The organism is Shewanella algidipiscicola, assembly GCF_003605125.1.
Classification (GTDB): domain Bacteria; phylum Pseudomonadota; class Gammaproteobacteria; order Enterobacterales; family Shewanellaceae; genus Shewanella; species Shewanella algidipiscicola.
In genome coordinates this window covers 1-15,942 of the sequence record NZ_QPQT01000019.1, presented here as the reverse complement: position 1 = coordinate 15,942, position 15,942 = coordinate 1, and the positions used below count along the sequence as shown (strand labels likewise).

The window sequence follows — 15,942 nt, the reverse complement described above, 5'->3', positions numbered from 1 at the left end:
ACTAATTAAATTAATGCGTTGTATTAATAGTGTGTATTGCATATTGAGTAAGTAACATACGTTTACTTCAGGACATCAAACGCTCGTTAAAATGACTAAGCTGTGAACGGTTAGCCCTAGCTAAGATGCCCCAGTAAACACTGGAGCGAAAAATGAGTAAAGAACATAAAAGCGGTAAAGAAAACAAGAAACAACCTTTAAAATCGGCCAAAGAAAAACGCAATGATAAATTGGCAAAGAAAGCCAATAAAGGCTTGTTTGACAAGATGTAAGTAACCAAGATGGTATTAGCGTTGCGCACCTGACTCCTAGTCATTGGCAACGTTTGTAGAATAGAGGCTGGCAGATACTGCTGGCCTTTTTGTTTTTTCGCTTTGCCTCTTTGTGGCTTTCACCGCCTAAATTCGCCTTCTGTAGAGTGTTTTTACTTTGTCAAAAAGTGAATCTTTACAAAGTAAGTTATCCAGTTAGACAGTGTCTCATTTCGAATCATCGCCCATAACGAGACTTGGCTTCAGCTAATTCGGTATTACATCACTTGAGCATGTTTATGGTCGGTGTTCCTGCGCAGTGGCTGTATGTGGGTATCAAATAACCTTGCAGTACTCAATGATTAACTCGGCAGCAGTATCCAAGAGGTGAAGCGTCACGCATTAAAAATTCGGCACATTGCTTATAATGATCCGAATTTGACTCAGCTTTTATTGAGCCATTAGGCTGGCTTTTGTGTTACTGCACTATGGCATTGCAGACAGGCATTTCATTTAATAGTGTCACCAGTACTTTAGCGCCGAGTCGAAACGGTCGCTTTGGGTCAGTTGCATCGTCCAGTTTGTCTATTTTGCTGCGTTGAATTTTGTTGGGGGGGGAATTGGGCCGCACATTTTACAGGCAGGTATTAACTACTTGTCTGTACTATCTATGTTGAATATGATGATTATTGGAGAAATTTTGAGTCATTTTTATCACTCTTGCCGCTATCTGCTTGCCCCGTTATTGCTCACCGGCCTGTTATTGGGTGCCATCGATTATTTTAGTGCTCGCTGGGTAGACTGGCTCGATACCATACAGGTGATGCCCTATTGGTTACTTGCCATTGCGGCGCTGATCGCGCTGCAATTTAATCGTAGCCGCCTCAGTTATATCGCCAGCTTATTATTACTGTTTTATGCGCTAACCCAGCATGGACTGCTAAGTAGTGACACCTATCAATGGGTGTTTATTGGCGGCGGGATCATCACCGCAGTATTTTGTTTCATTAAAGACCGAGGCCTGCTCAGTATCCATACTTTGGTGCGTCTTGGCATTATTGCGGCGAGCTTGTTAGCGGCTTATTTATGGTTATCTCTACTGGAACATTATCCAGGGATGGCGCAGCAGGTGCGTGAACGCTATCTGCCTTTCTTGTCTGCCAATGGTTTAGCCACATTGCCGGTATTTCTAGCTGGTGCTGTCATGTTGGTCAAACTAATTAAAGACAGTAATTTAGTGCATACGAGTCTAGGACTTACCTTTATTGTCTGGCTGATGCATTATTACGCTGCTGATTTACAGTCGTTGGCGGTACAGCTTAATATGATCGCCGTTTTTCTATTATTAACTGTGCTGTTTGACTCGTATTTTCTGGCTTATCGCGATGAGCTTACCAGCTTACCTTCGCGCCGAGCTCTGTTTAATCTTAGTTTATCTTTAGGCAGAAAATACACAGTCGCCATGGTCGATATCGATCATTTTAAAAAGTTTAACGATACCTATGGTCATGATGTGGGTGATCAGGTACTTAAATTAGTGGCCGTTAAATTGTCGCAAGTGACTGGTGGGGGCAAGGCATTTCGTTATGGCGGTGAAGAATTTACGATTGTGTTTGCGAATAAGCAGGCTAAACAGGTTGTCGAGCATCTCGATGCGGTGCGGCAATCGATAGAAGATTACGACATTGTACTCAGAGAAACTAAGCGTAAGGCTAATCAGAATAGTAACGCCAGTAAAAATCGCAACAAAAAAGCGGTCGATAAACAGCGTATCGTCAGTGTTACCGTATCGATTGGGTTAGCCGAGCACCTTGCCGATCAAAGCTTCGAACAATGCATGAAGCAGGCCGATAAAGCCTTGTATAAGGCCAAGAAAAAAGGCCGTAACCAGGTGTGTGCTTAACGGGGCATTAAGCCATAATCAGCTGAGCAATATTGCGCTAAGGAGCTGAGTGATGACGTATCTCAGTTTATGATGGAGCCTAGCGCTGATGGGAGGGGGCATGACGGAGTTTTTGCTACAGCGGCTTAGCGATATCGATTGGCATTTGGGCGGTGCTCAGTTGTTGGCGATGTTGCTACTGCTCGTTTGGTTATGGGCGATTTGGCCCAGCACTGATATAAAGGCGCTGATCAACGATAAAGCGTTGCAATCACGGCTGTTATTAACCGCATTTGCCATTAATGGATTATGGTTACTCGACGCCAGCATTACCGATGGCATTCACCTGCATTTTTTAGGTCTAGTTACCCTAATGTTGATGTTTGGTTGGCGTATGGCCACTGTGATAGCGCTATTGCCCGTACTGTTTTTTACCACCTTTATTTTGCAGCAACCGTTTGACTTTGCATTTTATGCATTGGTTGCCATCGCCTTACCTTTGTTTCTCTGTTATGCCGTTTACAGCAAGGTGTATCAACACTTACCGCATCATCTGTTTATCTATATTTTTTGTGCCGCCTTTATCAATGGGTTGCTCTCTATGGTGTTCCATATGGGGGCTTGGTCTGCTTGGCTATGGTTAAGTGGTGATTACCCATGGGATTACTTGGTAGATAACTATCTACTCTTAATTCCTTTGTTGGGCTTTCCTGAGGCGCTACTCAACGGTATGGCTGTGACCATTATGGTGGTGTATCGCCCGCAATGGTTATATGACTACTCAGACAGACATTACTTTTAGTTGCGGCTTAAAGCCTAATATTTGCTGGGTCTGTAGGGCGATTTTTTGGTATCATGGCGGCCAAATTAACGTAGCCAACTCAGCATTGATCACGGTAAGCGGCTTGATACAAGACGTAAATTGAAATAACTAGTGATTCTAATTATATAATTTACCGTCCGTTGCAGTGTACTTTAGCCATTAAGCAAGAGCTAAACATCAATGCGATAGCTATCTTTAGCCCTTTTGATTAATGGGCGCCTGTGATTTGAGATCATGCCCGGTGGCAGGGCTCGAACACCCTAATTCACGGCTGCTTGAGCATAAGCTTGGCAGCAACTACTGTAGACACCGCAATGGCGGTCGTTGGATATTCCATGATTGAACAGCAACAAAACAACCCATTACATGGCCTAGGCTTAGAAACCATGGTGACCGAACTCGTCGATTTTTATGATTGGAAAATTTTATACGCGGCGCTGCGCTTAGAGTGTTTTAATACCAATCCTAATATGGCGGCTTGCCTTAAGTTTTTGAAAAAAACTGAGTGGGCCAGAGAGCGGGTTGAAAGCTTTTACCTGTATCGTTTTAAGCGCATGCCAAAAGGTGATGCGGCGCAGTTTGAACTCAAGCCCAGAGAGCGTGGCTTTGCCGATGGCATTGTGCCTCGTAAGCCACAAGAGTTAACGATTGAGTTAATTGAGGAAATGCGCGCTAAAGCCACTGCCGATTATGAGGCGATGAAGCAAAATAAGACGCGCCCTCAATACGGTAAAGATAAACCACGCGCTCAAGATGCCTATGCACAAAATAAGCGTTCGGGTCATAATCGCCCAGCGCCATCACAAGATCCCAGCAATCCTTGGGGTAAGTGATCGCTATCGTGGCAATAAAAAAGGCGAATGGATTACCATTCGCCTTTTTTGATCCTAGGCATAGTGCTTTAGTTAAAGCGTTCTTTAGCTGAGTTGCTGTTTAAAAAAGCTTAAGGTGCGGCTCCATGCCAGCTCGGCATTTTGTTCATCGTAACGTTGAGTCGAGTCATTATGAAAGCCGTGCTGAGTATTGGGGTAAGTAAACATCTGATAATTGGCGTTAATACGCTTTAGGTCTTGCTCATACTCAGGCCAAGTTTGATTAACCCTGTCATCGTGTTCTGCCAGTTGGATAAGTAAGGGCGCCTTGATATTGCTACGTAGCTCAGGCGTCGCTGGCGTACCATAAAAGGGCACTCCGGCGGCCAATAACTGACTGTCCACCGCCGCTAAATAATTGACCATATAGCCACCAAAACAGAAACCCACCGCACCGAGTTTTTCATTGCTTAATGGATGAGACTTTAAGAAGCGCGCCGCGGCCACAAAGTCATGCTGAATCTTATCCTTAGCTAATCTGCTTTGCATGGCTCTGCCTTCATCGTCGTTACCCGGGTACCCGCCAAGAGGAAATAGCGCATCGGGGGCAAAGGCCACGAAGCCTGCTTTGGCCAAACGCCGCGCGACATCTTTTACATAGGGGTTAAGGCCTCGGTTTTCGTGCACCACTAATACTACGGGCAGCGGCCCCGTGAGCTGCGTAGGCACGGCTAAATAGCCGCGGCCTTTGCCATGGCCGTTAGGCGAGTCAAACTCTTGGTAGCTGGCTTTAATGTCTGGGTCATTAAAGGAGACCTGCTCAGCCAAAGCATAATTGGGTAATAATGCCGAGGTGAGCAAGGTCATTGAATAACCTACAGCGACAAGGGTGGTCAGTTTTTTCATAAAGGTGCGTCTATCTATCACGCCATGGGCGTATTCGTCGTACCAATCGAAGGCTTCTTGGGGGATATGATTGAGTGGTTGCTGAGCCATTATGCTTCCTTTCCTATTTTATTAGACAATCCAGTTGATTTGATAAACAGTGGCTAACCATTAGGTTATCGACATAAGCCTAAGATCATTTATCGAGTACGTTATCGACCTAGTGTCTGTTATTAAGATAGTCGCAGCTTAGGTGGCTTTCAAACCTAGTGCATGGTCAGCGAGGCTTGAGTGGTTTAGTGGCTGACACTCAGTTTATCGGGGGGGTTGGTGTTCCGCCGCGGGAAAATGGATATTATCAGCCGTGTATAAACGGCTAGCGATAAGGGAAGCCTTGGGTCTATGGCACTGCCGTTTAACTGCCTAATAGGGGCTTAGGTAGGTTGCTTAGTCTTAGCATTATAGTCGGACTTAGGTTGGCCATCGCGTGATAGCAAAATGGCACAAGTGCGAAGCACTCGTGCCCTGTCGATTATCTTGCCACGATAAGATGAGTGGTGAGTCTGTCTCGGCGTTTAGCCCAGAGAGAGCTCTTTAGCACGATCGGCGGCAGAGTCCATCGCATTAGCGACTAATGCATCAAGCTCGCCGTGCTGAAACGCCAATATGGCTTGCTCTGTGGTGCCTTTAGGCGAGGTCACTTGGCGGCGCAGCTTGGCAAAGTCGTGTTGGCTATCCATCGCCATTGCAATGGCGCCCATGGCACTTTGCAATACGGCTTTAGTGGCTGTCGCTTGTGGTAAGCCTTGGTTAATGGCGGCTTTTTCCATCGCTTCTAAAAACAGGAAAAAGTACGCAGGTGAACTGCCAGCGGTTGCCACTATGGTCGACATCTGGCTTTCCTCTTGCAGCCAAACTGTGTCACCTACGGCGCGCATCAGGTGATCGGCGGTATCGACATCGGCTTGTTGGCTAAGCTTGGGGGCATACAGGCCGGTTAAGCCCTTACCTATGGCGGTGGGCAGATTTGGCATGGCACAGATCACCCGTTGATGATCGCCAAGCTTAGTGCTGATGGTGTTTTGTTTCACGCCTGCGGCAATCGAAATAACGAGCTTATCACCATCATGCTGTGCAATAACAGGAGCTAATTCTTCGCAGACTAGCGGCACAATAAAGGGTTTAACCGCCAAGATAATCACGTCAGCGAAAGCCGCTGCGGTACAATTGTCTTGATGCACTCGCACATTAAACTGCTCCACCATTTCGCTGCGCGTTGCCTGGGTCGGGGCGCATACCAAGATGTGTTGACTGGAGTGACCATGCTTGAGTAAACCGGCAATGATGGCTTTGGCCATATTACCGCCACCGATGAAGGCTATACGCAATTGTGGGTCTAAGGGTGAGTCGTGATTAAAGATAACGGTCTCCTTGAGGCTATGTTATTGATGTTTGTGGCTGGGATGTTGATGCGGTGATATCGGCTCGGCAATCCATCTTTAATAGGTGATCAATTGCCGAGTCGACGGGCTTAAGCGCGTATTTGCCCATCACCGCTGACTAAATATTTTTCAGTGGTCAATGACTCAATGCCCATGGGACCATAGGCATGCAGTTTGGTGGTGGCAATGCCTATCTCGGCGCCCAATCCGAGCTCGCCGCCATCAGAAAAGCGTGAAGAGGCGTTAACCATGACCACAGAAGCATCGACCGTGCGCTGAAAACGGGCGGCAGTGAGCTCATTTTGGGTGCTGATCACCTCGGTGTGGTGACTACCAAAACGTCTAATGTGGTCGATAGCCTGCTCGAAGTCATTGACTTGGCGAATGGCGATTTCAAGATCTAAGTATTCTTGACCAAAATCTTGCTCATCTATCACTTGGCACGCGTCAAAGTGTGGGCTGGCATGTTCACAGGCATTTATGGTTACCTTATGTTCTGCTAAGGCTGAGGCCACTTTAGGTAAAAACTCGGCGGCAATCTCTTTGTGAACCAGTAGGCCTTCTAAGGCGTTGCACACCCCAGTGCGCTGGGTCTTACCATTAAGCAGTAAGGCTAAGGCACTATCAAGGTCGGCATCTTTATCGACATACAGATGACAAACACCTTTAAAATGCTGAATGACAGGTATTTTACTGTTGTCGGTGACAAAGTTAATTAAGCCTTCGCCGCCTCGAGGGATAATGACATCGATATAATCGCGTTGTTGCATCAACTCTAACATCAGGGCGCGATCGGGATCGGGCACCACGGTGATCAATGCTGGCGGCAAGCCATAATGAGTCAATACCGTTTGCATAATTGAGGCGATCACCTTACTGGTTTGCAGCGCCTCTTTACCGCCACGCAGTACAACGGCATTGCCCGATTTAAAACATAAGGCTCCGGCATCGGCAGTCACGTTCGGACGCGCCTCATAGATCATGCACACCACCCCGAGTGGCACGCGCATTTTACGGATATTTAAGCCATTGGGACGCTGGCCCATGTCGCGCTCAGCACCGATAGGGTCGGGCAGTGAGGCAATGGTTTCAATGCCTTCGGCCATGGCCTCCACCCGCTCTGGGTTGAGGGTTAATCTGTCTATCATGGCGGCGCCAAGTTTGTCGGCATCGGCGTTAGCCAGATCGATCATGTTAGCGCTGAGGATCTCATAACTGTGGGCACGAATAGCGCGTGCCATATCCAATAACACGGTATTTTTTAGTTGTTCATCGAGTACCGCAAGGGTTTGTGCTGCTAACGCGGCATCTTGAGATAAGGTTTTAATTAAGCTCATATTTACTCCAATATGGCGATATTTTTGTCGGAAATAATCGCGCCGGTCTTTTGCTGGACATCATTGGCAAAGTCGCGATCTTCTTGTTCCGCAATAAAATTCAGTAGACAACTGCTGTAGTTGGATCGGGCTTTCGCCAGTTTAGTGCCATCGCCTTTGCGCACTAATACCGTATCCCCAACGGAAAAGTTACCTGTTACGGCAACTACATCGTCGCTTGTCAGCGGTGTATGTTGGTCTAAGTTTCCATCGAAATCATTTTCGACAATCAACTCTCCCTGTGCTTGCGAGGTATGGGTCATCCAGTGCAGATGTTCCTGCATTGGGTGTTCAAACGGGGTAAATAAGGTTCCCGGATTTTGCCCTTTAAGCAGCTGGGTAAAAGTGTCGCCGTCAAAGCCATTGACTATCACGGTTTCGATACCGTGAGAGATAGCCTTTTCTGCAGCTTCAATCTTGGTGCGCATGCCACCTGTACCTACGTCACTGGTGGCGCCGCCTGCCATCGAATAGATATTGTCATTGATATCGCTGACCTGTTTTATCAGCTTGGCATCGTCGTGGATGTTTGGGTTTTTGGTATACAAACCCTTTACATCAGAACAGATGATCAGCGCATCAGCGTCGGCTGCTGCGGCCACCATCGCCGAGAGGTTGTCGTTATCACCGACTTTTAACTTGTCGGTGGTCACGGCATCGTTCTCGTTGATGATAGGCAACAAGCCATGCTCCAATAAACTGAAGATGGTATTTTTAATGCTGATGTAGCGTTCACGATTTCGTAAATCGCCATGGGTCACTAACAGCTGCGCGGTGGGAAAGTCGAATAACTTGTCCCACGTTGCCATCATGTCTGCTTGCCCTGCAGCGGCCATCGCCTTTTTTACCGATACTGACGGCGTATCTATGCCGTTAAATCGATGCCAGCCAGCGGCCACCGAGCCTGATGAAACCAATACCACTTCGCATCCATTGGCGCGACAGTTGGCGATAAACTGCGCGATACCCAATAGATAGTGGCTGCTACAACCTTGTTTGTGGGGTGCAATTAAGGCACTACCCACTTTAACGACAATGCGTTTCCAGTGTAAATCTGCCATGTTGCCTCCCCTAATTACCTTTCTTCTGCTAGTACACGTCCGGCTTTATTGAATGTTTTGACCGTTTTATGACAAGGATCTTTCGAAAAGATACTCGTGATCCAGATAACTAAACTACTGACGATAAAGCCTGGGATCATTTCATACATGACACTGCTTAAGGCTTCACCATCGGCAAGCACTGGCGCATAAATCCAAAACAGTACAGTGGCCGCACCCGAAACGATACCGGCAATCGCAGCCTTGTAGGTTAAGCTTTGTTTATGCAGGCTAAACAAGATCAGTGGGCCAAAGGCTGCACCAAATCCTGCCCAAGCGTTACTGACTAGCGACAAGATGCTGTTAGAGCGATCCATGGCTAACAAGCTGGCGACAATGGCGACACCGGCGACGCCGAAGCGACCCATTTTGACCATCTCGGTTTCGGTAGCTTCTTTTTTCGACACAACACGGTAAATATCTTCCGTGAGTGAACTTGACGACACTAGTAGCTGCGATGAGATGGTACTCATAATGGCGGCTAAAATGGCGGCTAACAGGAAGCCACTGATCATTGGGTGGAACAAGATCTCTGAAAAGACAATAAAGATGGTTTCAGGATCGGTGAGTTTCAATTGAAACTTATTAGCATAAGCGATACCGATAAGGCCTGTGGCTAAGGCACCAATAATAGTGACCGTCATCCAGCTCATGCCTATTCGCTTGGCGACTTTAATATCGGCTACTGAGCGAATTGCCATAAAGCGTACGATAATATGCGGCTGACCAAAGTAGCCCAAGCCCCAAGATAGGCTAGATATCAGCGCAAGTAGGCTGACATTTTGCATCGCCTCACCAAAATGTGGGATCGACTCATAAGCAAAGTTCATCATGTTATCGGCAGTGGTAAACTCTTGATAAGCCACCACAGGCACCAAAATCAAGGCAACAAACATGATACAGCCTTGCACAAAGTCGGTCAGACTGACGGCTAAAAAGCCCCCAAGCAAGGTATATGCGACCACTACGCCTAAGGTGATGAAAAGGCCAAACTCATATTGCACATCGAAGGCCGATTCAAACAGTTTTCCGCCCGCCACTAACCCAGCTGAGGTATAGAGGGTAAAGAAAATTACGATAATGATGGCAGCAATAATACGGATATTACTGCTGGGATCATGAAATCGCTTCGCAAAAAACTCAGGGATGGTTAACGCATCGCCAGCCACTTCGGTATAAACCCTAAGCTTAGGGGCGACAATTAAGTAATTGACTAACGCACCGAGTAAGAGCCCAAGTGCAATATAGATAGTCTCAAATCCAACCAAAAACATAGCGCCTGGCAGACCCATTAGCATCCAACCGCTCATATCAGAGGCGCCAGCCGACAGGGCGGTCACCTGAGGACTGACTTTTCGACCACCGAGAATATAGCCCGATATGTCACTGGTAGAGCGTTTATAAGCGAATAATCCGATGCTGAGCATGGCAATAAAATAGATCGCCAGCGATACATAAGTGAGGTAATGCATGGATTATTGACCTCCTAACGCTTTGTTATTTTGAATCCCCTTGGGTTTCAACATGACAAAGAGATAGGTGCTTAAAATTGCAATCAAACACATCAACTCGATCCCCTCCTTTATTGTGGTTTTCGTAGAATGAAAAATGGTGGTAATGAGATTTTCTTCCGCTGCATTGTCTGACGACATTGTGCCCTCCTGAGCATGAATCCTGTTGGGTAATGATCACTAACTGCACGCTAAATAGTTAGAGTGCTAATAGTTAGTGGTCTAACTATCTTAACACTATTAAAGTTAAAATTTCTAGTTGTTAGCTAATTTTTCAGCAGTTTGGACTCATTTTATGAGATAGATATTGTTTGAATGGTAATTAATTATAGGTATGTTTATCGCGAAGTATTATCGCTTGTCTTGGCTGTGTTTATCGGTATTCGCGCTATAGGACGCTCGTGGCTAGCTTGTATTAAACTTATTGAATTGGAAGAGAAAGTTAATTAAGAAAACGCGTCACTTTGCTTCACTCAGAATCGATTTTTGTTTGCGCTTCATATAATATTGCGCGCTGTTCAATTGGCAGCTTTACGGGCCGTTATGGCATCGTCCTTACGGTTATTGCGCCGAAGCCGATGTTTATCCTACTTCTATCTTATTTAGGGATATCGATTTTTTAGTTATGGCGTTAAGACGACAACCACTCATTGCAATAATATTGATCAGCGTAGCGCTAGTGATAGTGCCGCTGGTGCTTTATATGGCGCAGCGCATCACCGGCGGTTATGGCTTGCAATCTCAAGCCCAGTCGATTGATTTTCGTTGGCAAGCTGTCGACGGGGATTGGCACGATTTTAGTGATTGGCACGACGGGCCGACTTACCTGTTTATGGGGTTTTTAAGCTGCTCGGACATCTGTCCACTGCGCATTGGTCAGTTGATGCAGTTGGATACCTGGTTAGCCGAGCAAGAAGGGGCATATGACAAATCGGTGCGGTTTTTATTTATCACCATCGACCCAGATACCGATACCCCAAGTATCCGTGAGCAGTTAATCGATCAACGCTCGACTCGCTTCGTCAGTGCCCGCATGCAACAAGCGGATCTGGATAAGCTACAATCGATATTAAGAGAGAAGATAACCACACAATCAGGGCTGCTCAACCATGTTGGCAACCTTTATTTAGTTTCAGAAAATGGCACCCTTGCGCGTATTTATACCCAGTGGCAACTGTCGACACAAAAGATGTTAGCCGACCTTACTCCCCTATTAAAATGATAAGAGCACATCATATGAATAGCACTCCTCACCAAGTCGAGCTTACCCAGAGAAATGATCTGTATATTTTCCGTATCTTACTGGCACAGATCCCCATTTTATTTTTAAGTGGTTTCGTTGGGGCTCAATTAACCCTGATTGCCAGTATCAGTGCAGTGGCAATATTGTTATTGGTATTACTGTCCTATCAGCTGCTTAAAGGCACCCATTTGTTTGGCATAGTGGCCGCGGTGTTGATGATGACGGTATCGGCTGCACTTATTCAGACCCAGATGGGGATGATTGAGATGCATTTTCATATTTTTGCCTCTATGGCAGTATTTTTAATATATCAGCGTTGGCAACCGCTGCTGGCGGCCTTATTGACCGTCGCTGTGCATCATGTGCTGTTTACTGCAATCCAGTTGCAGCAAGGCAGTTTTATGTCGATACCTATCATGATCTTTGCTGGCGAGTGTAACTGGATGATCACCTTCGTCCATGCCGTATTTGCTTTGGCAGAAACCAGCATTTTGATGTTGATCGCTTCATTTATGCGCCGCGAGTCGCTAGCCAATCAACGCATTGCCATGGCTATCGAGTCTATTTCGCACAACAAAGATCTTACGGTGCGTTTAGCATCAGACAGCAGCGCCGAATCGGCTTTTAACTCCATGTTAGATCAGTTGTCGCAGCTATTTGCCGATTATCGCGACATAGCTCAGCAGATGAGTGTCACCACCGACGAGCTAAACGCTAACAGTGATAAGACCCTGCAGGAAGTCGGCCATTATAATGAACAAGCCAAAACCATCTCCTATACCACCCAAGATGTGATTGCGCGCATTAATGAGGTGGTGGCCAACAGTCAGTTATCTGCCGAGCAAGCCAAATCCGCCGCCGACTTGAGCATTGCTGACCGACAAACTGCTCTGGATGTGATGAAAGATATGCGCTTGTTAGAGGCCAATACCACCGAAATTAGAGGCTCCCTAACTGAGTTGACCACTGATGTGAGTGCGATCACCAGTTTGCTACAAGGGATCCGCAGTATTTCTGAGCAAACCAATTTACTGGCGCTCAACGCCGCCATTGAAGCCGCCCGCGCGGGCGAGTCGGGCCGTGGTTTTGCCGTGGTAGCTGACGAGGTGCGGGCTCTCGCACAGCGCACCAGTCAGTCGACCGATGAGATCTCCGCCGTGCTCGACCGACTTAACCTGTCGATGGTAAAAACGGTTGAGTCGATGGATTTAGGCCAAAAACGGACCTTAGAAAATGTTGAGCATACTCAGCGTATTGCCGAAGGATTAGGCGTGCGGTCTGAGCAGATTGGTGAGGTGGCCCAGCTTAGCTCGCGGGTTGCCGATGAAACACGTTCACAGTCGCATGTGCTGGGTAATGTCGGCCATGATATTTTGCAAAATGCCGAGGCCATTAGCCAACTGGCGCTGCAGGTTCAATCTCTGTCTGAAGCCTCTTTAGCGATTCAAGATATTGCTAAAACCTACCAAGTGAAGGCGGCCATCTATAAGGTGTAGCGCCTTGAACCAAGCTAGAGGTTTTAGCGAGTGTTTAGCCGCCATGAAACGGTAAGCCCATTCAATGTGCTTGCCGTTTTTACCTTAAATATTGGCAGCCACAAGGGCCAACTTATTTTATGAGGGTTTAGCCAGCTCACGTTTTGCTAAGTCATTGTTTGCTAAAATACCGCGTGACTTTTTTCGGGTGCTTAGGGCCTGTTGATCTTTTAAGGTTGTTTTTGCAGCGAATTGCTGGGTATTTATACAAGGCAGAAGCTTTGTAGTGTAGTTATTCTACATAAAAAGCTGAGAACGCAGTAAAAACACCCAACAAACGCTGCCCGAAGGGGGTCGGCTAAAAACGTTTTACTCTTTGTTAAGTGAATTTTGCTTAGATGACTAGGCTGCAATCCACTCGCCTCGATTAAAACGTTTTTGTCTCGAACAAAATTCAACCAGCAAAGATCAACAGGCCCTAGTTGTGTCACTTTTATTCATAGTTTTTGGTTAATGTTCTCGCCAAATTGATTGGCGACTTGCCTCATTATCAGACTCTTTTTAGTTGGCTGTAGTTAAGCGGATTTGGCAAGGTGATTAGCCATTCATCAAACATTGCAGCGCCGCCATAGTCAGAGGATATCATGCAGTTAGCTCCCATTGAGCGCGTGAAAAGCGCTTTTGTTGCTGGGATTTGGGCGACACTTGTCAGCATTGCGATTGGATTTGGATTTAAAGTTTGGTTAGCGCAATGGGTGGTTAAAGCCGATCTGGCGTTGTACCACACTGTGGTTGATATTATTTCGCTGTCGTTAATTTTGATGACAGGTTTTCGCGCCTCTATGGTGGTGAGCTACTCGCAAACCCAAAACGATAAAGATATTACTAACCTATTTCGATACAGCTTGATAGTGATGGTACTGCTGACTTGGGGAGTGGTGCTGCCCTATATTAAGCATAAGTTGCATATCGATGTAGCCTATTTTCATCTGGTGGGTATTATTTTGGGGATGGGCCTTAAGGTCTATTTTACCAATCAAATTGCCATGTATCGTATGTACAACATTTCAAATAAGGTCACCTGGTTAGAACCCTTAGGGCAGGTGGTGGCGTTTATGATCTGTTACTACCTGCTGCGCCAGAGCGCCATCGCCTCGCTGTTTTACAGCTTAATGCTGTCATCACTAGCGGTGGCTGGCTACATGTTTGTGAGGCGTCGCAAACTCATCGCCACCACACCGTTAGGGTCGGTAAGCATGACTCCCAGTTTGAAAAACTTTATGCAAAAAAGTTTTACCTCGGCGCTGGAGGCCGGCGCTAGCCTGTTTATGATCTACATTACCGTACTGCTTACCATCGGCCACTTTAGTGTCGATGAGTTAGGCGACTTTCAGGTAGTGGTTCGGCCTGTGATCGCTTATTTAACCTTGTTGTTTGTGTTTCCTATTTATCGATTTGTGTTACCCGAATTGGCGGTGTGTGTGCGCCAGCAGCAAGTTGAACAAGTTCGCCTGATCAAGCGCTGGGTGTATAAGGTGTCGATACTGGTCTCGCTGAGCTTTTTCTTGTCGATGCTGCTATGTGGCCAATGGTTGGTCGATACGCTGTTTCCGGCATCCTATAGCAAGGCCGCCCCGGTATTGATGCACTTTTCGATGTTTTTTATTTTTATGATGCTCAATGGCTATCAGTTGGCCTATATCAAGGCGCGCGGGTTGTTTTTACACAGTTTATTTATTCGAATCAGCGGCATATTAGCCTTGATTGGCAGTTACTACGGCTACACCCGTTTAACCGACAATGTGGTGGCGGTGATCCTCGCGCTGGGCAGTGGTTACCTAGTGATGTTTATCTTATCGACCGTGATTGAACATAAGGTGATTAAACCCTTAATAGCAGCCCCCTAATTACGGCATCATTCGCGCCATAAGCCTGCGGTAAGTGCTATGAAAGCAAGGCGCTAACCAATTAGCTATCAGCCTGATTTGAAACACCAGCTTCAAATCAGGCTGTTATACTCAAGTATCCGTTACCATTACTTGGATGCACCGATGAGCTGGCAAAGTATTAACGAGTTACTCTCTTTTGTGTTATTTACCTATGACGGTTCGCCCATTACCGTTTCGCAGGTATTACAGGTGCCACTACTGCTGCTGTTAGCCTGGTTTGTGGTGACTCGTATTGGTAAATTGATCCGGCGGTCATTGTTATCGCGTAAGGTCGCACCCGATGCGGTGCATCTGTTTTCGCGCATCTATTTGGTGGTGGCCATTGCGGTCATCTTAGTCACCAGTCTCGAGATCCTGAATATCCCCATCAAAGCCTTTGCCTTTGTCTCTGGTGCCGTTGCCATTGGTGTGGGGTTCGGAGCGCAAAATATCATTAATAACTTTATCAGCGGCTGGATTTTAATGTGGGAGCGGCCGATCCGTATCGGTGATTTTTTAGAGATAGGTGAAACCAAAGGGGTGGTGGAGAGTATTAACACTCGCTCAACGCTTATCCGCCGTAGCGACGGGGTACATATGTTAGTGCCCAATAGTCACTTACTGGAAAACACGGTCACCAATTGGACCTTAATCGACAACAATGCCCGCTCGACCGTGCGGGTCGGAGTTTCTTATGGCGTCGATGTGACGCTAGTGGCGCGCTTGATTAAGCAGGCTCTCGATGAACGTGATGATATTTTAAAGTCTCCAGCGCCCATTGCCATATTTGAAGATTTTGGTGATAACGCGTTAATTTTCGATGGTATATTTTGGTTGTGTGCTAATTCTGAAGCCGATATTCGTAAGATCCGCAGCGACATCCGTTTTCGAATTTACCAACTGTTTGACGAACATGAGATTGTCATTGCCTATCCGCAGCGGGATATTCACCTCGATGGCGTCATTAGCTTGCAACGCTCGGCAGTTGTTGCACAGACTCATGAGTAGGTTTTGCGTGGTTATCTAAGCGACTCCCTACTAGGTTTCATTCTGGGTATTAAAAGCTAAATTGTTTTTGGACAAAAGTGTGTTGGCCTTCGAATGAAGGTGTTGGCATTTTTGTGGTTTAACATTTGGCTGAATTAGTGTTGGTAGAGTGTCTTTGAAATTTGTATCTTCACTGTTATCAATCGCCTGTCCGGCAGGGAGTGTGC

13 protein-coding genes are annotated in these 15,942 nt (G+C 46.6%); 7 read left to right on the top strand and 6 right to left on the bottom strand.

All coding sequences use genetic code 11. The annotated features are described in order from the left end of the window. Positions 1 to 951 precede the first annotated feature (951 nt). The 3 genes from DVO77_RS17245 (at position 952) to DVO77_RS17235 (ending at position 3,789) form a co-directional block, all read left to right on the top strand. Entirely contained in the window at positions 952 to 2,154 is a 1,203-nt protein-coding gene (locus DVO77_RS17245) for a GGDEF domain-containing protein (protein WP_162924217.1), read from the top strand. A gap of 100 nt (positions 2,155 to 2,254) precedes the next feature. Beyond that, complete coding sequence (locus tag DVO77_RS17240; RefSeq protein ID WP_110457539.1) at positions 2,255 to 2,935, top strand: energy-coupling factor ABC transporter permease; 681 nt, start codon at positions 2,255 to 2,257, stop codon at positions 2,933 to 2,935. A 356-nt stretch (positions 2,936 to 3,291) separates the two neighbouring features. Continuing rightward, a complete protein-coding gene (locus DVO77_RS17235) occupies positions 3,292 to 3,789 on the top strand; it encodes a VF530 family protein (protein ID WP_119979167.1) in 498 nt (165 codons plus the stop codon). Between the two features lie 84 nt (positions 3,790 to 3,873). Here the strand turns inward: DVO77_RS17235 and DVO77_RS17230 are convergent, their stop codons facing one another. From DVO77_RS17230 to DVO77_RS19085, 6 genes are all read right to left on the bottom strand, one after another. Further along, on the bottom strand, positions 3,874 to 4,764 hold the full coding sequence (locus DVO77_RS17230; RefSeq protein ID WP_119979166.1) for a dienelactone hydrolase family protein: 891 nt from the start codon (positions 4,762 to 4,764) through the stop codon (positions 3,874 to 3,876). A gap of 464 nt (positions 4,765 to 5,228) precedes the next feature. Continuing rightward, positions 5,229 to 6,041 carry a pyrroline-5-carboxylate reductase gene (proC, locus tag DVO77_RS17225; protein WP_249038205.1) on the bottom strand — a complete coding sequence of 271 codons (813 nt, stop codon included), beginning with the start codon at positions 6,039 to 6,041 and terminating at the stop codon, positions 5,229 to 5,231. A 143-nt stretch (positions 6,042 to 6,184) separates the two neighbouring features. Then, positions 6,185 to 7,432: a glutamate-5-semialdehyde dehydrogenase gene (locus tag DVO77_RS17220; RefSeq protein WP_119979164.1), complete on the bottom strand. Its 1,248-nt coding sequence runs from the start codon at positions 7,430 to 7,432 to the stop codon at positions 6,185 to 6,187. A gap of 2 nt (positions 7,433 to 7,434) precedes the next feature. Further along, the gene (proB, locus tag DVO77_RS17215) at positions 7,435 to 8,532 is read right to left on the bottom strand and encodes a glutamate 5-kinase (RefSeq protein WP_119979163.1); all 1,098 of its coding nucleotides are present in this window, start codon (positions 8,530 to 8,532) and stop codon (positions 7,435 to 7,437) included. 14 nt (positions 8,533 to 8,546) lie between these two features. Continuing rightward, positions 8,547 to 10,043, bottom strand: coding sequence for a sodium/proline symporter PutP (gene putP / locus DVO77_RS17210; protein WP_119979162.1), 1,497 nt, complete (start codon positions 10,041 to 10,043; stop codon positions 8,547 to 8,549). 3 nt (positions 10,044 to 10,046) lie between these two features. Beyond that, positions 10,047 to 10,223 (bottom strand): hypothetical protein, encoded by a 177-nt coding sequence (locus DVO77_RS19085; protein WP_162924216.1) that lies wholly within the window; start codon positions 10,221 to 10,223, stop codon positions 10,047 to 10,049. A 484-nt stretch (positions 10,224 to 10,707) separates the two neighbouring features. Between DVO77_RS19085 and DVO77_RS17205 the strand changes: the two genes are divergently transcribed. The 4 genes from DVO77_RS17205 to DVO77_RS17185 all read left to right on the top strand — a co-directional run bounded on the left by DVO77_RS17205 (position 10,708) and on the right by DVO77_RS17185 (position 15,736). Further along, on the top strand, positions 10,708 to 11,304 hold the full coding sequence (locus tag DVO77_RS17205) for an SCO family protein (protein WP_119979161.1): 597 nt from the start codon (positions 10,708 to 10,710) through the stop codon (positions 11,302 to 11,304). A gap of 14 nt (positions 11,305 to 11,318) precedes the next feature. Continuing rightward, a complete protein-coding gene (locus DVO77_RS17200; RefSeq protein ID WP_119979160.1) occupies positions 11,319 to 12,821 on the top strand; it encodes a methyl-accepting chemotaxis protein in 1,503 nt (500 codons plus the stop codon). Positions 12,822 to 13,441: 620 nt separating this feature from the next. Then, positions 13,442 to 14,707: a hypothetical protein gene (locus DVO77_RS17190; RefSeq protein WP_373317409.1), complete on the top strand. Its 1,266-nt coding sequence runs from the start codon at positions 13,442 to 13,444 to the stop codon at positions 14,705 to 14,707. Positions 14,708 to 14,851: 144 nt separating this feature from the next. Next, positions 14,852 to 15,736 (top strand): mechanosensitive ion channel family protein, encoded by an 885-nt coding sequence (locus tag DVO77_RS17185; RefSeq protein WP_110457461.1) that lies wholly within the window; start codon positions 14,852 to 14,854, stop codon positions 15,734 to 15,736. Positions 15,737 to 15,942 lie beyond the last annotated feature (206 nt).